At 32.5% G+C, this 22,731-nt stretch carries 21 protein-coding genes; 2 read left to right on the top strand and 19 right to left on the bottom strand.

What is annotated here, in order from left to right:
* Positions 1–2: 2 nt before the first annotated feature.
* Positions 3–755 (bottom strand): CDP-alcohol phosphatidyltransferase family protein, encoded by a 753-nt coding sequence (locus tag ACFQ1Q_RS12950; RefSeq protein WP_386132275.1) that lies wholly within the window; start codon positions 753–755, stop codon positions 3–5.
* A 126-nt stretch (positions 756–881) separates the two neighbouring features.
* Here ACFQ1Q_RS12950 and ACFQ1Q_RS12945 point away from each other — a divergent pair, with 126 nt between their 5' ends.
* Entirely contained in the window at positions 882–1,952 is a 1,071-nt protein-coding gene (locus tag ACFQ1Q_RS12945; RefSeq protein ID WP_386132272.1) for a putative type IX sorting system protein PorV2, read from the top strand.
* Between the two features lie 166 nt (positions 1,953–2,118).
* Complete coding sequence (locus tag ACFQ1Q_RS12940) at positions 2,119–3,294, top strand: lipoprotein N-acyltransferase Lnb domain-containing protein (RefSeq protein ID WP_386132269.1); 1,176 nt, start codon at positions 2,119–2,121, stop codon at positions 3,292–3,294.
* On the opposite strand, the gene ACFQ1Q_RS12935 is transcribed toward ACFQ1Q_RS12940, so the two are convergent.
* The 18 genes from ACFQ1Q_RS12935 to ACFQ1Q_RS12850 form a co-directional block, all read right to left on the bottom strand.
* A complete protein-coding gene (locus ACFQ1Q_RS12935; protein ID WP_386132266.1) occupies positions 3,295–4,692 on the bottom strand; it encodes a sugar transferase in 1,398 nt (465 codons plus the stop codon).
* Positions 4,693–4,742: 50 nt separating this feature from the next.
* Positions 4,743–5,759 carry a glycosyltransferase family 4 protein gene (locus ACFQ1Q_RS12930; RefSeq protein ID WP_386132263.1) on the bottom strand — a complete coding sequence of 339 codons (1,017 nt, stop codon included), beginning with the start codon at positions 5,757–5,759 and terminating at the stop codon, positions 4,743–4,745.
* A 19-nt stretch (positions 5,760–5,778) separates the two neighbouring features.
* Positions 5,779–7,032 carry an O-antigen ligase family protein gene (locus ACFQ1Q_RS12925; protein ID WP_386132262.1) on the bottom strand — a complete coding sequence of 418 codons (1,254 nt, stop codon included), beginning with the start codon at positions 7,030–7,032 and terminating at the stop codon, positions 5,779–5,781.
* Positions 7,033–7,172: 140 nt separating this feature from the next.
* On the bottom strand, positions 7,173–8,309 hold the full coding sequence (locus ACFQ1Q_RS12920) for a glycosyltransferase (protein WP_386132259.1): 1,137 nt from the start codon (positions 8,307–8,309) through the stop codon (positions 7,173–7,175).
* A complete protein-coding gene (locus ACFQ1Q_RS12915; RefSeq protein WP_386132257.1) occupies positions 8,306–9,412 on the bottom strand; it encodes a glycosyltransferase family 4 protein in 1,107 nt (368 codons plus the stop codon). The genes ACFQ1Q_RS12920 and ACFQ1Q_RS12915 overlap by 4 nt, the downstream gene beginning before the upstream one ends.
* Entirely contained in the window at positions 9,412–10,731 is a 1,320-nt protein-coding gene (locus ACFQ1Q_RS12910; RefSeq protein ID WP_386132254.1) for a glycosyltransferase family 2 protein, read from the bottom strand. The genes ACFQ1Q_RS12915 and ACFQ1Q_RS12910 overlap by 1 nt, the downstream gene beginning before the upstream one ends.
* Positions 10,721–11,575, bottom strand: a complete 855-nt coding sequence (locus tag ACFQ1Q_RS12905; protein ID WP_386132251.1) for an FkbM family methyltransferase — start codon at positions 11,573–11,575, stop codon at positions 10,721–10,723. Before ACFQ1Q_RS12905 ends, ACFQ1Q_RS12910 begins: the two co-directional genes overlap by 11 nt.
* Positions 11,568–12,737, bottom strand: coding sequence for a glycosyltransferase family 4 protein (locus ACFQ1Q_RS12900; protein WP_386132248.1), 1,170 nt, complete (start codon positions 12,735–12,737; stop codon positions 11,568–11,570). The genes ACFQ1Q_RS12905 and ACFQ1Q_RS12900 overlap by 8 nt, the downstream gene beginning before the upstream one ends.
* Positions 12,738–13,841 (bottom strand): glycosyltransferase, encoded by a 1,104-nt coding sequence (locus ACFQ1Q_RS12895; protein ID WP_386132245.1) that lies wholly within the window; start codon positions 13,839–13,841, stop codon positions 12,738–12,740.
* Positions 13,834–15,219, bottom strand: coding sequence for an asparagine synthase-related protein (locus ACFQ1Q_RS12890; RefSeq protein WP_386132242.1), 1,386 nt, complete (start codon positions 15,217–15,219; stop codon positions 13,834–13,836). The genes ACFQ1Q_RS12895 and ACFQ1Q_RS12890 overlap by 8 nt, the downstream gene beginning before the upstream one ends.
* A gap of 72 nt (positions 15,220–15,291) precedes the next feature.
* Positions 15,292–16,485: a glycosyltransferase family 4 protein gene (locus ACFQ1Q_RS12885; RefSeq protein WP_386132240.1), complete on the bottom strand. Its 1,194-nt coding sequence runs from the start codon at positions 16,483–16,485 to the stop codon at positions 15,292–15,294.
* Positions 16,482–17,240, bottom strand: a complete 759-nt coding sequence (locus ACFQ1Q_RS12880; RefSeq protein WP_386132237.1) for an SAM-dependent methyltransferase — start codon at positions 17,238–17,240, stop codon at positions 16,482–16,484. The genes ACFQ1Q_RS12885 and ACFQ1Q_RS12880 overlap by 4 nt, the downstream gene beginning before the upstream one ends.
* Positions 17,240–18,229 carry a glycosyltransferase family 2 protein gene (locus ACFQ1Q_RS12875; RefSeq protein WP_386132234.1) on the bottom strand — a complete coding sequence of 330 codons (990 nt, stop codon included), beginning with the start codon at positions 18,227–18,229 and terminating at the stop codon, positions 17,240–17,242. Before ACFQ1Q_RS12875 ends, ACFQ1Q_RS12880 begins: the two co-directional genes overlap by 1 nt.
* On the bottom strand, positions 18,230–19,336 hold the full coding sequence (locus ACFQ1Q_RS12870; protein WP_386132231.1) for a glycosyltransferase family 4 protein: 1,107 nt from the start codon (positions 19,334–19,336) through the stop codon (positions 18,230–18,232).
* Positions 19,337–19,349: 13 nt separating this feature from the next.
* Complete coding sequence (locus ACFQ1Q_RS12865; RefSeq protein WP_386132228.1) at positions 19,350–20,102, bottom strand: class I SAM-dependent methyltransferase; 753 nt, start codon at positions 20,100–20,102, stop codon at positions 19,350–19,352.
* An 8-nt stretch (positions 20,103–20,110) separates the two neighbouring features.
* Entirely contained in the window at positions 20,111–21,034 is a 924-nt protein-coding gene (locus ACFQ1Q_RS12860; RefSeq protein WP_386132225.1) for a glycosyltransferase family 2 protein, read from the bottom strand.
* A 1-nt stretch (position 21,035) separates the two neighbouring features.
* Positions 21,036–21,911 (bottom strand): glycosyltransferase family 2 protein, encoded by an 876-nt coding sequence (locus ACFQ1Q_RS12855; protein WP_386132223.1) that lies wholly within the window; start codon positions 21,909–21,911, stop codon positions 21,036–21,038.
* The gene (locus ACFQ1Q_RS12850) at positions 21,898–22,725 is read right to left on the bottom strand and encodes a glycosyltransferase family 2 protein (RefSeq protein WP_386132220.1); all 828 of its coding nucleotides are present in this window, start codon (positions 22,723–22,725) and stop codon (positions 21,898–21,900) included. The genes ACFQ1Q_RS12855 and ACFQ1Q_RS12850 overlap by 14 nt, the downstream gene beginning before the upstream one ends.
* Positions 22,726–22,731: the final 6 nt, after the last annotated feature.

Raw genomic sequence — 22,731 nt, 5'->3', positions numbered from 1 at the left:
GTTTATGTGATTGATTTTTGAGTAAATAATGAAATTAAGATATAAGATAATATGACAATTGGCACCGCAATAAATTTAAATACTATAAGTAAAATGATGGTTGCTACTAAAAATAAATATCGCGTGGCGTTTGGCTTAAAAGCCCAAGTTTTAAACTTTAATGCGAATAGCTTAAACTTCGCATTTAACAAATAACAACTTAAAACGGTAATGGCTAGTAACACCCAAACATTCTCAAAAATCGAGGCAACAATAGCACTAAATTGAAATTCTACAATTAAAGGTAAAGACAAGATAAGTAATGTATTTGCTGGCGTTGGCAAACCTTTAAAGTAGGTTTGTTGGTCATCGTCCAAATTAAATTTTGCTAATCGATAACCTGAAGCTAATGTGATTAAAAAACCAAATAATGGAAACAAATTAAATTTCACCTCAATCCATGCCATAGATTCTGACCATGTACTTGTGGCTTCGTAAAAATTTCCGCCACCGAGCGCATCATTTATTAAACCATACATTACCAAACCAGGCACAACACCACTCGTTACCATATCTGCTAACGAATCTAACTGCACACCAAGCTCACTTTGCACATTGAGTTTTCGTGCTAAAAGACCATCAAAAAAATCGAAAAAAATTCCTAAAAACACAAATAATGCAGCACCAACATATTGCCCATTTACAGCAAATAGTATGGCAATACAGCCCGAAAGTAAATTTAGACCAGTTACCAAATTAGGAATATGTCTTTTCATAAGCTTAACTAGTTTTCTGTAAAAATAGAAAAGTTTATCAGTAGTGTACAATTAAAACACAATATCGTTGCTTTTTTAAAGTTTAATAGAAGTAAAATATTGTGCATCTTTGTAAAAAAATTGTTCTTGAAAAATTACATTGTAATTATCCTAGCGTTGTTAACGCTTTCTATTTACGGACAAACCACCAGAAAATATTCTAATGAATTTATGAACATTGGGGTTGATGCTGCTGCGCTTGGGATGAGCAATGCAGTGACCTCTCATACCAGAAACGTCAATTCTGGATATTGGAATCCGGCCGGATTAGTTCATTTAGAAGACAAAGAGCTAGCATTAATGCACTCTAGTTACTTTGCTAATATTGCAAATTACAATTACATTGGTTTTGCCATGCCTATAGATGACCGAAGCGCGGTAGCACTTTCTGTCATTAGGTTTGGGGTCGATGATATTTTAGACACAACTCAGCTTATAGACGAACAAGGAAATATTAATTACGACCGTATAAATGTGTTCTCTACAGCAGATTACGGTGTTACACTATCTTACGCAAGACGATTGCCAATTGATGGATTAAATTATGGCATCAACGCCAAAGTTATTAGACGTATTATTGGGGATTTTGCTTCTGCTTGGGGTTTTGGTTTCGATGCCGGAATACAATTTGAAAGTAAAAACGATTGGAAATTTGGTTTTATGGCTAGGGACATAACAACAACCTATAACTCATGGGCAATCGATGAAGAAGAATTTGAAAAAATAAGCGGTGCCATTGATGGACAAAACCAAACATTACCAGAAAAATCTGAGTTAACATTACCAAAGCTAGAGTTAGGAGTTTCAAAAGAATGGACCTTTCACTACGATTATACATTATTAGCAACCTTTAATCTTAATGCGCGTTTTGCTGAGACCAATGATATTATTTCTACATCATTTGCAAGTTTTGCACCAGCATTAGGGTTTCAATTTGGATATACAGATTTAGTCTTTTTAAGAGCAGGATTAGGAAATTTTCAGAATGAATTACAGATAGATAATTCTGAAAACTTAACCTTTCAACCAAACTTTGGTGTAGGGTTTAAATATAAAGGGATTGAAATAGATTATGCCTTTACCGATATTGGAGATCAAAGCGCGGCTTTATACTCTAATGTGTTCTCTGTAAAGATTGATTTCAGTATCTTTAGATAAAATTATAATTCACTTTTTCATTTAAAATTATTAACACCAGTATTGGTTAAAACAAAAGATTTTTTGTCGAAAGCATCATGTAATAGAAGGCGAGAGGTTTTAATAGTTCTAATATAAATAGGTCTCGATTACGCGCGGCCAGATAGTAAAAACATTACTTTAGTATATGCAGTTAAAATACAGAATAACCATTGTAAGTTTATTCGTTTTAATAAACTCTAGCTTCTCTCAACAATTTCAATTGTCACCTCAGGCAGAAATTTCAGTCCTAACCGTTGGTCAAGGTGTAAACCTTAATGATGCTTTTGGTCATAGTGCCTTTAGAATCAAAGACAGAAGTATTGGTTTAGACGATACATACGGCTACGGAAATTACGATTTTGAAGCACCAAACTTTATACTAAAATTTGCTAGAGGGAAACTCAATTACTTAATCGGAAAAAAAAGTTATAACGATTTTTTTGAAACCTATCGCTTTTACGATAGAACCATTGAAGAACAAAAACTAAATTTATCGCAAGCGCAAAAACAAAAACTTTACAACTACTTAATCAATAATTACAAGCCCGAAAACCGAAAATACCTTTACGATTTTTTCTACGACAATTGCGCTACTAAAATTAGAGATGTAGCAGATATTGCAACAAATAGAAATATTTCATACGCCATCTTAGAAAACGAAACCAATAAAACATTTAGAGATTTAATTCATGAACAAGTTGGCCATAATACTTGGGGAAGTTTTGGTATAGATATAGCTTTAGGTTCTCTTGTGGACAAAGTTGCTACAAAAGAAGAGCAAATGTTTTTACCCAACTATATTTTTAAACATTTTGAAAATGCAAAACTTAATAATCAGCCCTTAGTAAAAAATACAAATACCATATATAAAGCAAGACATTTTGAAGGTTATAAGACACCTTTTTTAGTAAGTCCTTTTTTTATAAATGGTTTACTGGCATTGATAATTCTCTTTATTACTTATAAGAATTATAAAAAATTAACTCGAACTAAGTGGTTAGATATTGTAATTTTTGGTACCACAGGTCTTGCTGGTATTTTTTTGCTTTTACTTTGGTTTGGCACAGACCACATAGCCGCAGGATATAACTATAATTTATTATGGGCCTTTCCCTTAAATCTTTTTGTAATTGGTCAATTGGTCACTAAAAGAATTAAAAATTGGTTTAGAAGTTATTTAAAGTTTCTAGTAATTATGTTATCCCTGATGTGTTTGCATTGGGTAATTGGTGTACAAGTGTTTGCTTTGGCTTTTCTTCCTCTACTCATTGCTTTTATAGTAAGGTATATTTATTTAATCAAATATTACAAAGCAGAATAGCTACTGACCGCGATAATATAATACAGTACTCAGAGTTTTTAAAATTACATTTAAATCAAGGAATGGACTTCTGTGTTTAATATAGTACAAATCGTACTGAAGTTTTGTTAAACTTTCTTCCACTGAACCACCATATCTAGAGTTGACTTGTGCCCAACCTGTTAAACCTGGTTTAATGATATGACGTGTTTCGTAAAAAGGAATGGAGCGCGACAATTCGGCCACAAAAAATGGTCGTTCTGGTCGAGGTCCAATGATGCTCATTTCCCCTTTTAATACATTTATAAACTGTGGAATTTCATCTAATCGAGAACGTCTCAAAAACTTTCCAAAAGTGGTAACACGCACATCGTCTTTTGTTGCCCATTGCGCACCTTTACTCAGTTCTGCATCAGCAACCATAGTTCTAAATTTAAAAATCGTAAAAAGTGTGCTATTTTTTCCTATACGCTCCTGTGTATAAAATAGTGGTCCTTTGTTACCAAAAACATTACCTAAAGCTATAAAAGGAATAATAATAAGCATAAATAAAATACCAGATAAAGAAAATAAAATATCGAAAGTGCGATGAAAAAAACGATATAATTGGTTTTCGTTATTTCGGCTAAACGGAAAGTATTTGTAGAAATCTTTACCAACAAATTGAATAGGCACTTTTTTAGTAACCTCTTCGTAAACCTGAGTATATTCTCTAATCTTAAAACCCCTTTCTAACAAAAGCATAAGTTCATGATAGAGGCTCGTCGAGATATTTTCAGCATTACTTACAGCCACGATGATTTCAGATATTTGTTCGTCAATAATTACATTCGACAAATGGGTAGTTGTATACTCCTTGAGTCCTCTGTATTTAATAGCATCCAAAGTCTTGTCTGCACTATTAATAAATCCAACAAATTGATAATTACTGTCCGCTTTAGTCAGCGTTGAAACCACATTATGAATGTTAGAGAGTTCGCCAACCAATAAAATGCGTTTATGAAATCGTGGTGAAGCAATTAAAGTGTTATAAAGTACACGCCAAAGAAAAACAGAGCCAATTAGCGTTACGTAAAAATATATAATTTGTAATCGGGCTTCTGGTAAAACAGGCGTAATAAATGGTGTTAGTAAATAAAACAACACTACGGTTGACATACAGAGTACAATGTTTTTAAAACTAACATCGAGTTTACTAGCCTGCTGTAAGTCATAAATCTCGAAAATTGTCCCAAAAACTGAAATATAAGAAATAAGCACAATAAGTGGAACCGTATTTTTCGAAGTGATATCTAAATACTCAAATCCAAAATAATTCGATAAAACAAAGATGCCTGAAAAAGCCATAACGATGTCAATGATACGCAAAAGGACTTTACGCTCTGAAATCTCAAAATGAATGGCGTTAGAATGTTTCATTACCAAAAAATGATATCGTAAAGATAATAGACTTCTTTAGAAATCATAAGTTATAGGGTCGCAAAAACTGAAAACCATTTGTGCTTTATCTGTTCCCAGTCATACTGCTCAGCTGTTTCTCTGGCATGTTTAGATAATTGATGCGCTAATTTTGAAGAATTTACAACTGAAATTATAGCTTTTGTCATAGCTTCAATATCATTTTTATCCACTAACAAACCATCTATTTTATCAGAAATTAAGTATGGTAAACCACCAACATTAGTAGATACAATAGGAAATCCAAGCGCCATAGCCTCAATAACACTGATAGGTAAATTATCAAAATTAGTGGTGTTTATAAAAAGGTTATAGTTTTCCGACAAGCGTATCCAATTCTTTTTATCCAATTTTCCTGTAAATGTCACATCAATTTGCCATTTTTTAGCTAGTTGCTTTGCTGTTGCCAAGCTACCATCAGCATCAGGACCAACCATACACAATTGAGCATCACATCCATTTTCTTTCAAACGTTTTAAAACGTATATGGCCATTTTTGGATTATAGATTTCAGAAAATGACCTTACCCAGAGCAACCGAATGTTATCAAAATTCTTCATTATTACAGGGTAATTTTCGATTTGAATGGTATTTGGTATACATTCAATATTCGAATATCCTAGTTGTTCAAATTCAAACTTTAAATATTTGGAAGGTGAAACATTAATATGGCTATGATTAAAAATTAGTTTTGATAGTTTTCGATTATGTTTTAATCGTTCGGGCAAATTTCCACCATGTAAAATCGGAATATAAGACACTCTAAAAATTCTACAAATTTGGCTACAAACCAATGCATAGTAAAAATTTTGCGTACTGTAAGTATCTATTAGTACCGCATCTGCCCATTGAGCATTTTTAATGCAACTCCAAGCCATATCAAACAAACGTAACAACTTATTTGTGTACGATGAAGCATAACGCAAATGGTAGCCTTCAGCCTCTAGTTTTTTACCTAAAACCTGAATGCTAGATAAGTTGCTTTTAGCGTTGTTGATGTTGTTTCCTATGTATAGGAGGTTGGTCATTTAGTAATCAAATATTTTATTAAGAGTCAGACGTAACTTGCTCTTGTAATCGTGTTTTCCCGATTCTGTGCTTTACTGATTTTTTTTCATAAGTAACATTTAATAATGCCAAGGCATATAATACTGCTGGAGCTGCGATACGTATTCCGGAGTGATTTATAGTAGCAAACCAAAAGGCTAAAAACGAAAAGAAAAATATATTCCGTCTGTTATTAGTTCTAAAAGTTAAAGGCTTAAATACAAGTATTAATAAACAAATAATACCAAACAAACCGTGTTCTGAAAGTAATCTACCAACCTCATTATGTGATGGTAGTTTCTGGCCTGTCTCTTCGTGTCGTTTATCTTTTATTCGTGAAGCTCCAAGACCCAAAAAGGGTTGCTCTAAAAATCCATCTATTTCTTCTTCAAAAAGCTGCCAACGTCCTGTCGTTAAGTCTTTCTTTTCACGACCTAAAGAATCCTGATTGGCATAGCGTTTATCAATCAAGCCATAAGTTTGATTAGAACTGATTATCCAAGTAATTCCTAAAATTCCAGCCAACAAAAAAATAGAAACTAATAATGGCACTAAACGTCTTACTCTAATCTTTATAGCTACAGTACCCAAAAACGCTAAAATCACAATACCTGCTACTAGAACACCACCACGACTAAAAGTAATTATAGCCCTAAAGGTCATTGCTCCCAAAATGAGGATATTGAACACTTTAATAAAGACTGTTGGAGATTTTAGTACCAACCGCACAACAACACAAAATATACCTAAACCTAAAATAGTAGATACTTGGTTGGGTCCAAAACCTCCAGATAAAGCAGCATTAGACGCGGTACCACTTAATCTATCTTTAATGGTTGGCGTATATAAAAACAAATAAGTAGTTGTAGAAATTATGGGCAACAAAATATATAATACAATTTTGTGCAATTGCTGATGTGTAACTTTTCGGTCATAACAAAAAAGTGCAGCCAATCCAAGACATATCGGACCACTTAAAACAAAAAAAATGCTTGTTCTAAAATTAGCACCTAAAGACAACGTAAAAGAAGCCACCACAACAGCCGGAACTAACAATACCAAATAAATAAAATAGGCGTAACCTTTGCCAGATACACCTCTATAAAACATCCCAATAAGTACAAATATGATAACCAAATATTTTGAAGACTCATAGGCTAAACCGCCTTTTGTCATTCTGAATAATATCTCAATCCCTGTAAAATAAGCACATGCTAAAAGCACGTTAATGGTTAATTCTTTAGCGCTCGACATAACAATTCGATATAAGAAATATCCCATTATGATGAGGAAGAAAATTTTTGAAAATGGCTTAAATAAATAAAAAACCAAACCCAAACCTATATGTAATAATACAAGTTGTATGTAAGAATCGGTTTTTAAAAAATTAGGCCTCACTGGTATGTAACTAAAATCTCATTATGTATTCTACGTGTATAATGACTAAAGGTAAACGTTTTACTAAAATTTTGAGAACCAGTAAGCAAATCTTCGTAAGATTTATTATCTAATTGTAAAACTTGCTTTAATTGCAATACTAATCCTTCGGATGTTATTGGTGAAATTACAAATCCATTTTGTCGATGATGTATATATTGACCAATAGCCGAAACATTTGATACAATTGGCACGCAACCAAAATTTGAAGCTTCTGCAATGACTTTAGGAAATCCCTCGGAAGCTGAAGTTGGCATTAAAAAAAAATGACTTTTTTTATAGATTTCAAAAACCGAAGTTCTATCCAAATAACCATGAAAAACAAAATGAATACCACAATTTTTAGCCATGGTTTCAAAAGCTAATTTTTCTTCTCCATCACCAACGAGATGTACGTCTCCTACTCTATTTTTTTCTTGGTCTGATAAACCTTTAAAAGCTTCAATAATTCGCTTAACACCTTTTGGTGTTTCTAATCTTCCGACGTAGCAAAAATTTAGTTTTGAATCCAAAAGTTTACTTTGAACAATTTTTTTACCCAAAACGACATCAACATCAGTTAAACAAGGGTTTTCAAAGGTTTTACAATGATGTGGTTGATTTTCCCAAGCCCCATTTATAGTCACTCTTCGTTTTTGTTTTTTCAGCATCCAACGTTGGAAGCGGTAACCTAAAGGCGGCTTTTTTTGATTCCAATTTCCAGCATACTTGTACCATCCTTTCTTTTTTGAAAAAAAAGTGAGATACGGAATTAAGAACACAGCAATACCCGTTGGTGTTCTTAGCTGAAAAGCATCAGCGTCTTTTAAAGCTTTTCGAACTTTACTAATAACTTTAGGAATATAAACAATTGACTTTAACTTACTATAGATAGAGGTGCCTCCAAGAACAGGTAACGCAACAAAATCTATATTTTGCGAGGTATAAGCCATTGTGCTCTTGGGTGCTGTCCCAGCATGTAACATCGCTACATGTGTAATTGAGGTAAAACTATCAGCCAAATGGTTAATTTCATTTACAGTAGGACTCCAACCAACAACTGTTCCGTCTGATGTTTTATAATGCTCGGTATGTGAAATGATGACTAATTTCATTCTTCAATATATTTGACATAACGCTTTATAATCGTTTTCCAATCATGCACTTTTGCCCAGCGTTTTGCATTTTCCGAGTATTTTATTCTGTCATTCAAAATACTATTTACAGCATCTACAAATTCTTCTGAATTGGTACCATCAATCAATAGACCGGACTTGCCATGAGAAATCGCATCCTCAATGCCACAATCTTTTGCACCAATAGTTGGTAAACCAAAATGATTGGCTTCAATAAGCGCTATCCCAAAACCTTCGACATCTCCAGAAGCCGTGGTTTGGCTTAACATCGTAAAAATTTGGGCTGATTTATAAACAGCTACCAATTCACTTTCAGAAACGTGACCCCAAAAAGAAATATGATTTAGAACACCTAATGAAGTTGCTAAGTCCTCGCATTGTTGACGTTCAGTTTCCAAACCAATACAGTGGTAATGTACACCTGGATAAAGTGCCTTTAATTTGGGCAAATGTCTAATGACGTTTGCTTGTCCTTTTCGCTTTGTAACATTTCCTACCGTTAATAATGAAGGTTCGCCAACCAATTCAAAAATCGTCTTTTTATCTAAAGACAGAGGTTTTATCGTATATCCATTAGGAATGACCCTAATATTTTTAAGGTCCAAATACGCTACTAAAGATTTTGTGTAGTTTGAAACTGCTACTACTTTATCAAAGCGTTTGAGCGACCAATTGATAGATTTACGCAATCTTAAATCTGAAAAATTGACTTCGGTACCGTGAATTATAGCTATACGTTCAGCCGAATGAAAAGGTTCTAAAAATGCACCAACCCATAGCGGAAATTTTCCTGAACAGATAAAAACATCCGCAGACTTCAAAAGTTTAAAGCATAGTCTTATACGCTTTAAATACATTAAAAAACGAGGTGAGGTTTTAGCAACACGTTTTAAATTACATTTCAAACCTTTATCAAACTCAAAGTCTTCAAAGCCATTACCACGTTGGTCTGCGATAACTGTAACCTTATAACCTTCTATAACTAAATGCTCTGCTAAATTATAGGCGTGATTTCCAATTCCGCCGGGTAATGGTGGAAATTCTGAAGTTAAAAGAACGATATGTTTTTTTGAAACTGACATTATAATAGTTCAATCTTTGGGCCTTGCTTTAGTTTTTTTGAAGACAAACGCCATGACTTTGTAATCTGAAATATAATTAATGGCGAAAGTATAATGGCAATAACACCACTTAAAACCAACATAGGTTTATGACCCTTATATTTATATGGCACCACGGAAATTGGCACCGTTCGTAGCACAGATAAAAGCGCTCGTTTTCTTCCAAAATAACGTCTATAAAAATACAAGACAGAAGGTATAGGTCTTGGTTGAAACATATTTTTAGTACGAAACGCATCCCAACTTCCCATCTCACGGAGACCACCAGAATTTACTTTTAAATGCAAACGTTTTGCATATGGATTTGAAATGTTTTTATAACCATTTAAAAATGCGCGTAGACCAAACTCTCCGTCACCCATGCGTTGTTTTTCAAACTGCCTATCGAATAGTCCAATGTCTTTAAAAATAGATGTCTTCAAAAGTACATTTCCTGTATCTAATTGGTCACTTATTTTAAAATAATTGTAATGTGCAGGAATGTTATCACCAACTTTAGAAATGGAAACACCAGAAGAGATATCTGCTTTAAAAAAATCCAAAACTTTTAGGTGTTCAAAAACCCAATTGGGTGCTACGCGGCTATCATCATCAAATAATAATATATAATGACCTTGTGCTTTTTTTATGGCAGTATTACGCGCTAACCATAAGGCTTTTTCTTGTTGGTATTCCACTTTTAAATCTAGCTTGTAATCATTATAGAAATCTTTTTGAAAAGGCTCCGATTGGTCAATGACTAAGACTTCAAAATTGGTGTAATCTTGTTGCTCCAAATCGGATAAAACGTCCTTAAGGTACGCATAGCGATTTAATGTGGGAATAATAACAGAAACAAAAGGTTTAGCTTTTAAAAATTCGCTTTCAAAAGTAGAATAATCATCATATGACTTTTGTTCTTCAATAGATATATGGCGTTTAATGGGTGCTGTTTTAAAAAATGCTGATAATTCTTTAAAGGGATTTTTAAAGCTTAAAATTCGAATAAACAAAACATAAATAACCCAAGCCTTGCTAAAGTATTTTCTAGAAAAGACATAATTGTCAAAAACAGAAAGTTCTTCAATTTCAGAAATAGTTTCGGTATAATTAACATATCCGCCTTGAATAGCACGCCAAGATTGGTCATAATCTATTGCTGTATGCGATTTGTATCTAGTATCCTTTTCAAAATTCGAATTAATAAAATCATCTACAACAGGAAAAACCAAATATCCTTTTTTAGTTTTAAGACCAAAATAGTGCGTTGGTTGCAGGTATTTTAGAAAACTAAAGAGCATACTTTTCTAAAGATTTGGGTACACAAAAAATATTAAGCGGTAAATCATTTTCATCTTCAAATAGCCCTAATTTCATGTCATATATGTCATAATCTAAAGTTCGTAAAAATGAGACGATATTTTGGTCATTATTGGTTTCTACAATAACAATTGGGTGATCTTCTTTTAAAATTTTACTTGCGCCTTTTAAAATATCAAGCTCAATGCCGTCTACATCAATTTTAATCAAATCTATATTTTTCATTTTTTCCTCTTCAAGAAAATCATCAAGTGTAACCATTTCAACAGCATATGTTTCAACTGCAGCAGACATGGTTTCTATGTTTGATGAAAATGCACTAGCATAAAGATTTACACTTCCTTTTTTAGAACCGACAGCGAGATTAAAAACTTGAAAATTCTCAGAAAATTTAGCGTTCGATTCGATAGTTTTCTTAATCGTTTGAAATAAATTTTTATTGGGTTCAAAAGCAAAAACTTTTCCTGCAGAAGCAATAGAATCTGCCCAAACACATGCGAGATAGCCAAAATTTGAACCAACATCTAAGACCGTTAAATCATTTCTGTTGGTTTTAAACTTATTGATTAATTCAAAACTATTTCTTAGTAGCGTATTTTCAATTCCCAATTCTTTGGCTTTTGAAGCGATTTTTATTGAAGCTACAAAATTGAAATTCACATGATGCTCACCATAACGATGATTAACTAAGACTTTGGCTATTTTAAATCCTTTTGGTGTGTATAATAGCATTTTCCTCAAGTCTTTTAAAGCCTGAGATTGCCCTATCTTCTGTTTTAAATTTTCAGGAACTAAACTGTATATGTTAACTAAGAGTCTATTCATAAAAATTTATAAATGTTTGTATTTGATTATCGATAGTAAAATCTTTTAAAACACGAGTTCTAGCAGCTTTTTTAATTTGGGATAAATCTAGTTCATCCATACTTAAAACCCTAAATATAGATTCAGCTAATGCATTGGCATCTCTTTTTTTTACTAGGAAACCAGTTGTATTATCAATAATATTTTCTGGCAATCCGCCACCATCTGAAACAACACATAAACAACCCATGGCTTGCGCTTCTAAAACCGCATTGCAAAAGCCTTCAGTATGACTGTATTGCAAATAGATATCCGTGTTTTTTAAATGTTCTAATGTAGTTTCATGCGATAATTTTCCTAAAAAGGAAACTTCATTTTCTAAATCTAATTCATGCAAAGCATAACGCAAGGATTCATATTCTGAGCCTTCACCAATTATAGTATAATTAAACTTCACTCCTTTTTGTTTCAATAGTTGTAAAGCTTCGAGCGTGTAATCCAAGCCTTTAATCCAATGTAGTCTTGCTATTGTTGTAATTTGAATAGGTGGACTCAATTTAAATGCACTAATTGTAAAATCTCTAAAACCTTTGGTATCTATAGCTGGATAGATAATAGCGTTTGGTGTTAAAGGATTTAGCCCATGTTCAAAAGCTTTCTTAAGCATATTTGCTGAAATGGCATGGACTTTATCAACATTCTTAAAGACATCAAGATAGCAGTTCTTATGTTTTAATGGATAGACATCCATATCATAACCACGACAACTTATGGCCATTTTTGCATCAATACTTTTAGCAATATGCTCACTACCAATGGCTAGCGTAGCAAACCCAAAATGTAACCAATCGACTTTTGCTTTTAGTAAATGGGCATTTTTATAACAATTTTTTAGAGTATCAGTAATACGTCTACCTGATGATGTTTCGAGTCTAATAAATTTTAAAATACGCTTTAGATAAAATACCAAACTCAATACTACAAATCCTGTTCGGAATGCTTGTAATATGGGGTTCTTAAAGACTCTCGGCGCATTATAAACTTTACAGGTCGCATAATCCTCGGTATGTTCTCTAACGTATAAAGCAACATCGTACCCGTATTCTATTAATCCGTTAATTTTTGAATTAAAAAAGGTCTCAGAATAAGACGGTGGTTTAGAAAGTACGATGCCTATTTTCATTTAGTTTCTATATAGATTTAAATATAAGGTTTCGTGCAATGCTGTACTCTTTTCAATCGTATAATGATTAGAAGCAAATTTAAACATCTCCTTTGCAAGTTCTGCTCTTTGATTTACATCCATTTGCATCACCATTTCTAAATTACGTTTTAAATCTTCAACAGAATTTGGTTGAAACAAACAATCTTGAAATGGTTGTAAAATATCTTTTATTCCTGAAATTTTAGACCCAAGAACCACACGTCCAGATAACATAGCCTCTATAGGCGCAATAGGTTGTCCTTCCTTACGTCCTTCATCTTTAGTTGGTATTACAAACACATCCGCCAATGCCAAATACGATTTTATATTTTGCCTTTTCCCTGTAAATATAACTTGATTTGATTCGTATTCTTTTCTGAGGTTTACCGCATAATCTGAAGTATCATCTCCTACTATAAAAATCTTTAGTTTAGAGATATTGATTTGTTTTGCGGCTTCTAGTAAAATTTCTATCCCTTTTACGGCTACCAAATTAGCGATGCTTACAACTACAAAATCATTGGGTTTTACTTTGTATTCATCTTGAGCTTTATAAGTCTTTTCTAAAATACCAAAATCACTGACTTTAAGACCTATAGGAATAGGATTCACTTTTTCTTTCATCTCAGAAAAAAACTGTGTTTCCATATCTTTATTAATGGTAACAATGGCTTTGCTTAACTGGCTTCTCCAACGCCAAGCTTTGTTTCCCCAACCCATTGCTTTTTTAGTATATACAAAAGGAATTCCTGCCAATTTAGCCGCTAAAGGCTCCGTAAAGTCCGAACTCCAATGCCAGGAATGGATAATATCGAATTGGTATTTTTTAAAAAACTGTCTGATTTTCCAAATTCGAAATGATAAACTATAAAAAGGCCTATAATTCACTGCAAAAGGAAATATATGGATAGGCACGCCTAAATTTTCAATAGTTTTAAAATAGTCCCCTCGCGTATGCATACAACAAATATGAGGTTCAAATTTTGTTTTGTCTATATGCTTCACCAAATCATATACTACTTTACCGCTGCCAGCCGTATCAAAATTAGGAATGGTGTATAGTAGTTTAATGCGCTTAGCCATTGTTCTGTGTTTGATTAAACTTTGCTAAAACCAATAACATGTTAATGGCATGTGCATTTTGTAATGCGTTTTTATTATAAAATTTATCAATATAAGTTGAAATGATTCCTTCTGGAATCAAGTCTGATAACTTAGATTCATTTAGTACATTTTCTAATTGTTTTCTGTTGTCTTCACCCAAAAATTGAAGCTCCCAATTACGTTGAATATACGGATTACCAGAAATTTGTTTCGCTTCACGTTTCAGTTTATTTAAAACTTTATAGCTAAATATTTTAATTGCTGTTGGCTTGTTGAAATCATATAAATTATATGGCCGCTTATCTTGCCAAGTCAACTTCGCCAATTTTGGATTTCGCTGTTTTATGTAAGCGATTTGGAGTTGTCTGTCTTTCAAATAATCTTCAGGAACTGTACATATAAACTCGCACATTCGGTTATCGTAATAGGGCAAAGTTATTGGTTTATACTTTTCAAAAATTGAAAGATTTACAGACGTCCATCTGGGCGCCCAATATTTAGATTTAAAAGCACGTAATCTTACATTTGTATCTTCAATTTTAATGGTATTTAAGGCTGAAGATATTCGATTGAAAAAGTAGGATTTAAAGTCACCTTCTAATCCCCAAGTTTGCCATAATCTTGAAGCAAATTCTAGCCCACCACGTTTTAGTAATTTATTGCTCAAAAATTCAACTTGGGCCTCATGAGACATCGTTTCACAATTATAGCTATCAAACAAAACATCTCCCCAATGCCCTAAGGAAAATACGTCTCCCATCGATGCAAATTCATCAGCTATGGCCATTTGCCTAGGGCTTGTAAAATCCGAATAACACCCATTCAATTTAGCTAAGTCATCTAGCTTTTTCCATAAATAGCCTTTTTTAATCTTAAAAGATTGAAAATTAAAACCACAAATGGCAGCAATTTGCCTAGCTATTTTAGTTTCAGAATAGCCATTTTCGAATTCGTAACTATAGGATGAAACATCTGCATTGATGTGACATAATGCAGTAGCTTGTGTACGACTATCTAATCCTCCTGACAAGGGTAAAATAATGCGTCTATCATTTGTTTGCTCTTTAATTATAGTTTCAAAAAGAGACGTAAATTCATCTAGAGCTTCATTAAAAGAAATATTTCTAGGTGAATAGTGCCAATTGAAATACGATTCGGAAGTAAGTAATTTATGATGATTATCTAACTCATGAATTGCTGCTGGAGAAAGTATTTTCTTATGCGTCCAATACGTATCTTCTTCTAAGAAAAATCCAATAGCTGCAAAAACACAAATCGCTTTAAAGTCTAATTCGCCTTTAGTTTCTACGAAGACTTCGATGGGACTTGACGGAATGATTGGGTTAGTGATTTTCATATAAAAACAACTGCCCTAATATATAGTTTTTACTACTATTTGCAAGGAATAATCAACGGACATTGTTAACAGTTAACTTTTAACAACTGTGTTGTAGAGGGATATAAATTTTGAAATGTTATTTTTAAAATCAAACTCATTTTTAACAAACTTGTAGGCATTATTTGTAATGCTTTTTAGTTCTGATTCTGAAGTCGAATTAAAATCAATAACAGCCTCTGCAATAGCATCTGTGTTTCGCATAGGGATTAACCAACCTGTTTCTTTATGTTTTACAACCTCAGCCATACCACCACAATTGGTTGAAATTACAGGTAAACCCATGCTCATAGCTTCTAAAACTACGTTTGCTATGCCTTCTCCCAGGCTTGGCAATAACAGAATATCTTGTTTTTTTAAAGCCTTTAATAAATCTTCTTGATTTAGTTGACCAACAAATGATATCGAATCTTCTACGCTTAATTGATGTATTTGAAATAACAATGCCTCTGTTGGTGAAGATGGGCCAATTAAGGTGTAATGCACATTATACCCTTTTTCTTTGAGTTGCTTTATGGCATCTACAGCATATTGATAGCCTTTTTTCCAGTGATTACGACCAACAGAAACTATTCGAATAATCTCTGATTCTTTTTTTTGAAATTCCTCATAAGCTTCAAAGAAAAACTGAGGGAGTGGTGAATATATAACAGTACTTCTATTTGCAATATCTCCATATTGTGAGGCTTTGTCTATAATAGTTTTTGAGACTCCGTGAAATGCATCAACCAAAGGAAAGGTGGCTTTATATTTTTCAGCAAAATCAGGCTCTACAATTGGTGTATAATTGATATGCGCACCACGAAAACTTACAACTATCGGAATCTTAAACGTTGACTTTAAAAATGCATACTTTGGTAAATCTTTTGCCCACTGCAAGTGTAAAATATCTGGCTTGTGCAATAAAATAGGTATACATTTGGAAAGTTTCATAAACTTTGAGTAGTTCGACGCTTCTTTTTTAACTTCCTCTAAAAGTTGAAATAATGCTTTTGGATTGGTGAAAAATAATTTTGTTGCTCGCCATAATGTTATAAAGCTATTTTTTAATTTTGAATTTGGTGTAGAGAAAATTCTAATTGAATTGGAGCTATAATCTACTTTTTGCTTTTGCATTCCAAACAACAAAACCTCATGATGTTGAGACACACCTGCTATCAAACGCTCAATAAACGAAGCACTTGGAATGTTTCCAGAAAAGATAGCTATTTTGAGTCGTTTTTTCAATCTTTAGGTTTTTCAAAAACACCAATTAATGTTGCACTAAAATACTTGGACGGATGCTTAATTAGATAATTGTTTACTCTACCTTTGAATATAAACCTAACGCCTTTGTAAATAATCTTCTGAAATAGATTTAGTTTTTGATGCACAGAAAAAGGGAATCCACCATAATATTGCAAGGTATTTGTAATTAGGTTGTTCCGGTTTGCAAAATCTCTAAAAACACTTTGCTTCATGCACTTAAGATTATGAAGTTTTAAATTTTCATAATCACATAAATAACCATAAACCTGTCTTAAATATCTTTTGTTAGGAACCATAATTAGCATCTTACCACCAGGTTTTAAGTACTTACAATGCAAATCTAAAATCTCATCAAAATTTTCAAAATGCTCTATAAAACCATTTGAAACCACATAGTCATACAATTCCTCAGGTTCATGCGTAGTGAAGTCTGCATTAATGATATTATAGTCCTCAACTCCCATTGTTTTGAAAGCGTCTTCAATTTGCGAAACATTTGAGTTATAATCTAAGCAAGTTGTTTTTACTCCATATTCAGACGCTAAATATGCCAAATAACGTCCTGGATATCCACCAATCTCAATTAATGATTTGTTAGTATTCTTTTTTTCTACAAGCTTATCCCAAAACTGATTGTAAAAAGAGCACACTTTTACAATGTGACTTCTATCCGTATGTTGGGCTTTATAATAGGTTTCCCAATATTCTTTTGTTGTGAGCTTATTTTCGGACATTAAATATATCTATATTGGTGTATGCTCGAGCTTAAGAGCTTGCGTCTAATTTTGTACATTAACTGAAATAATGGTCTACGATTATTAAATGGTAAACTGATAATAAATCGTAAAATTAAAAGTTCAAAACGTTTTATGATGGATTTACTCGTTTTTTCTGCAACTTTCAATAAAATTAAACTTTCATTTTTATAACCTGTAAGATTAACTCGCATAGCTGCATGAAATAGTCGCTCTGCCAATGGTTCAGCATATTTCGCTTCATTAATAAGTCCTGCTTGCCTCAATTTAGATTGCATTGATAGATTTAATTCTAAACAATCTTTCACAAAACGCTCATGATTTTTTGACAGCTCGCTAGCATTTGACAAACCACCATCTGGATTGTCAAAAACGAGATTGACCATTATTTTATTTTCAAAATGTACATTTCTCCTATTTTCAATAGCAACAGTAAAATCATGTAATACGTCTTCTCCATTGAATAAACGAGACCAATACAATCCCTTTTCATAATTCCATAACGGCGCAGATGTATGCCATTTGCGCACCTCAAGTACATTTTTCAGTAAATCATCTACAGTTTCTCGGTTGAGCTTTGAACGATGCAACTTATTAGAATTGCCGTCAATCATGCTTAAACCGTAGGTCATTATCACATCAGGATTTGCTTCAAAAATTTTGACTTGTTGTTCAATTTTATTGGGTAAAAGTTCATCTCCTGCATCTAGATAGTTGATGTACTTTCCGCTAGACTTATCTAAACCCAATTGCCTTGCTAAACCTGGACCTTCGTTTTCTTTATCTATAAAAATTACTGAAGTTGTATTCTTAAACTTATGCTTAACAGTAGTATAATCTACGGTAGAGCCATCGTTAACCACAACAACTTCTATATCTCTATAGGTTTGCGTCAATGCAGAATCTACCGAACGTTCTAACTGTTTGGGATTATTGTAAGTGGGTATGATTACTGAAACTTTAGACATTTAAAACAAGTTTTTGTATAAGTCTAAGTAAGCTTTAACTTCTATTTGATTGATGAGTTTTTTATTCACATTTTTGATTCCAGCCTCAGAAAATTGAGCATATAACTCTTTATTATTTATGAGTTTAATAATCTGTTTAGATGCTAATTCAGGTTCTGAAAATGGAATGGCAAAACCAGACACACCATCTAAAATAGTCTCTGGCATTCCTCCAGAGTCAGATATAATTGCAGGTAAGCCTAAAGATTGCGCTTCTATTGTACTAATTGATAATGATTCTGATTTGCTCAATTGTAAGTAAAAATCGTATTCACCAAGTTGATTGATATACACATCATTTTCAACCTTACCTTTAATAGTTACAACCTCGTGCAAATTGTACTTATCAACCATAAAATAGGCTTCACTGACATCATTTCCTCTACCGTAAATATCGTATTGCACGTCGTATCCTTCTTCAATTAAATACTTCACAACTCTTAGATTTCCTTCAATATTTTTTTCCCATGTCATTCTGAAAGAAGAAACAATTCTAATCTTTTCTGAATTTAGATGTTTAGGCTTAGAATTCTTAGTTTTTATCGACGCAGGAATAATATGAATCTTATCATCTGAAACTCCCCACTTTTGAAGATAGGTTTTCTGATGATTACTCATAACCACAAATGCATCTATACCTTTAGAGTAATGCTTGTAAAAATCTACCCAACGTTGGTCGAACCATGGTCTGAGATAAGTATCACTACCTCTAAGTGTTACAACGAGCTTTGGTCTTTTAGTTGCTTCTATTTCAGAAATTCCTTTGAAATATTTAAACAAAAACGAATGGTGCAAATGCACGACTTCTAACTTTTCTTTTAACCATTTAATTTCCCAATATGATAAGTCCTTGTAGGATTTTGCAAAAAATCCATTGAAACGTTCATACAATCTTTTTGAAAAATATTTTGGAGCAACTTTTACGTTAACCTTAGAATTGTAGTCACTTTTTTTTAGACAATTAACTTCTAAATCTACAGAAGATTCATCATTAAGCAATTCAACCATATCAGAAATATAAGATTGGTTGAATGCTGGAAAATGCTCGAAAAAGAGGTTAACTTTCAATATTAAATTAAATTTAATTAAATATTTTGTGTAATGTACAATATAGTCTAAGCCTAAAAGAAATTCTTAAATCGTTAATTTCCCACAAGGCCATTGACTTACTTTTATACTTTTCTTTACCTTGATAATTCTCGTTTAAGAGTTCAATGGGTTTAGGAAAAAAGAATGGATAAATAGCAAAATTTAGTGGCCGCCACTCTCCAGAAACAATGTCTTTATTACTATCTATACCTGGAAAAGTAGTTGTTAAAAGGTACTTACTACCACTTCGTTTTAGATTTTTAATCGTTTTAACAATATTTACGTATGAAAAATGCACCAAACAATCTCTAACCAATACTAAATCGTGCTTACCTAGATTTGAGGTAATGATATCCATCATTTCAAACTCTATATATTCTGACTGGTATTTTAATTTATTTTCTTCGATAATATCTTCTACAATATCTGCTCCTAGATAGTTAATATTAGATAAATCAACTTTCCGCATCCAATTAAAATCACCACATGGTAAATCTAAAACTGTTGAAATTTTATATTCTTCAAACAAAGAATTTAACTCTGCTATTAAAGTTTGTGTATGTTGCAATTCTGAACCTGGACCAGAAACGCTCTCTTCACTAGACCAAAAATTCTCATCAGCTATAGCATTAAAAGTTTCCTTAATGTTCTTATGCTTGAACTTACTTTTTCTCTTTTTGAGTCTGTAAATTTCAATTAATTCGTATGGTAAAATTGCTTTTATAACCTTTCTAACGCTTTGCATTTATACTATTAATCTTTATTATTCTTTGTGAAATATACTTTTAGTTTTTTGAATAAGTAATCTGTAAAATAAGAATCTCTATATTTTATAAAATTCACTATTGACATTAAAACAATTTTAGGCTTTGAATAACTTCCGAGTTCTATTTTATTTTGGACTTTTAACGCTTTTTTATAATCACTCTCACTAATAATTTGACTGAATTCGTTTTTCATATCAACTAATAAAGCCTTGGAGGCTTTGTACTGACCATAAGCATCTGAAGCTGTCACTGAATTACTAGCAATCACCCTATTCATTGTCACTAGTTTTTTAGGGATACCATGTATTTTAGATTTCAAACAAAATCGTAAAATAAAATCCCAGTCTACATTAAAATTACCATACGTATTTCTGAATTTAAAGTTATTTTTTTCATGAACTGAACGACGCCATAGCATACAAGTATTAACAACTTTCAACTGATTTATATACAAAAATTTGAACAATTCTTCACCTTGCGGAAACTGTTCTCCTCGTAACAGTAAACCTGGAAACATGAGATTTTTTTCAACTCCAGTATATTCTACGATACCAGAAACTAAACCTACGTCTGCATACTTACTTATCACCTCAACTTGCCAAGCAAGACGTTCTGGTACATAGACATCATCTTGCTCTGCCATTGCAAAATATTGACTATTTGGTGACGCATGTTTAATAATTTCATTGAGGTTATTAGCTAATCCTAAATTCTGAGGATGTTCAATTATTTTAATCCTAGAATCATTAAAAGCTAATGCAATATTTTTAGACGCATCAGTTGTGCCATCAATACCTAACAATAGTTCAAAATCAGTAAAGGTTTGAGATAGTAAGCTCTCAATAGTAGCCTTTACGGTCTTTTCGCCATTATAAACAGGAAGTAATATGGTAACCAAAGGAGATTTCATCTTAAGTAAACTTCGCTTTTAGTTTTACTAATCTTGATAGCAAAGGATGAAATCTTTTTTGAAGTTTCTGTCGACATTCTTTATGCAAATAAGGCAACAAGGTATTGTAATAGATGTTATATAAAACCTCCGTTTCATTTAATTTTTCGGACTTATTAATAGCAGATGCTTGAGCAGAATGCAATCTAAATGAGCTTAAATAGGCATCAACAAAACCTATCTTATAAAAAGGCATTAAACGACTCCAAAACTCACAATCTAAGGCTTGCTTTAATTCCTCATTAAAAAAACCAACTTTATCAAAACATGCTTTATCTAAAAGTACACTTGTTGGTTCCCCGATTTTATTTTTTGGGGCGTTTAAGAAATTTCTATCTCTCAAATACTCCTTGCCATCAATTACACCTTCAGAAATCTTTAGATTAAACCAATAGTTATGAAGCGCTCCGTATACGTTTTTAAACTCTAATAGTTGTGGTGTTTCTTTTTCGTATATAAAATGCCGCTTGGCATAAACCATAGCAATATTTGTATCTGAAAGCATCATACCAATTTGCTTTTCAACACAATCTCGCTCTAAGATATCATCTTGAAACAAAAACTTTATATAGTCTCCATTAGCATGTTTTACACAATTATTCCAATTGGCACCTATACCATTAGGCTGATGATTAAAAATATGAATTGGAATATCGTTTTTGGATTTATAATCATTTACGATAGCCAATGTATTATCACTTGAAGCATCATCAGAAATTATTAACTCAAAGTTATTATAAGATTGAGCTAAGGCTGAGTTGATGCACTCTTCTATATAAGATGCGCCATTATAGGTAGGGATACAGATGGAAACTAAAGGTCTATTATCTGTTTTCATCTATATACGTTTTTTGGTGCAAATCACTTTTTAGTTCACCGCTTTTTTTTAATAACCAAGATGCAGATTCATTAGCTGTTTTCTGATAACAAATTTGCTCTTCTGTAAGATTAGAAGGGTCAATATACCAACCACCGTGAATAGCCTGCAAAGGATAATCTGTACGCCAAGCTTTTGTGAAATTTTGTTTTTTATAGGTATAACCCGGTCTATACAAAGCAAAAGTAGTATCAATCTCCGCTTTGTAAGCTTGTGGATGAATCTTAGCTATCCAGAATTGCGCTTCCCATTTTTTAATGGCTTCTGATTGTGGATTAATATCTGGAATATCATCAAGCTTCAGAGAAAAACCAACTTTGGTACGGTCATAAGCTTTATCTAAAAGTTTGATCATGGTTTTTAAAAAATCGTCTGGGCATTCAGCCAACGGAACAATATCTGGGTCAGTAACTACATAATAGCCTTTAGTATATTTTTCCACTAGTTCTCTTTGCTTCCAAAAAGACAAATGACCATTATTAGTAGATAATCTATGAATTTTAACCGCTTCCTCAATGCTATTATAATAGTCTAACAAAGGCTTATAGGATGAGTTATTGTCTAGAATAACAATATTGGTATATCCTCTTTTTTGTAAACTCTCAATAAGCTGTTTAAGATAATAGAGTTGATTAAAGTTATTGATGATGATAGGTATAGACTTGGTATCTCTAATTTGTTTCTTAATTGTTTTATTAAAAATCTGTAGGTAAAATGTCTTAAAGTAATGCTTTACATAATGCTTGAGCTTTGCTATTTTGTTTATAGTAGGCATATACGC

Origin of the sequence: Winogradskyella litorisediminis, assembly GCF_042675765.1 — a bacterium.
In the GTDB taxonomy this organism is placed as follows: domain Bacteria; phylum Bacteroidota; class Bacteroidia; order Flavobacteriales; family Flavobacteriaceae; genus Winogradskyella; species Winogradskyella litorisediminis.
Note: the sequence above shows the minus strand (reverse complement) of the source record. Positions and strands in the feature narration are given on the sequence as shown.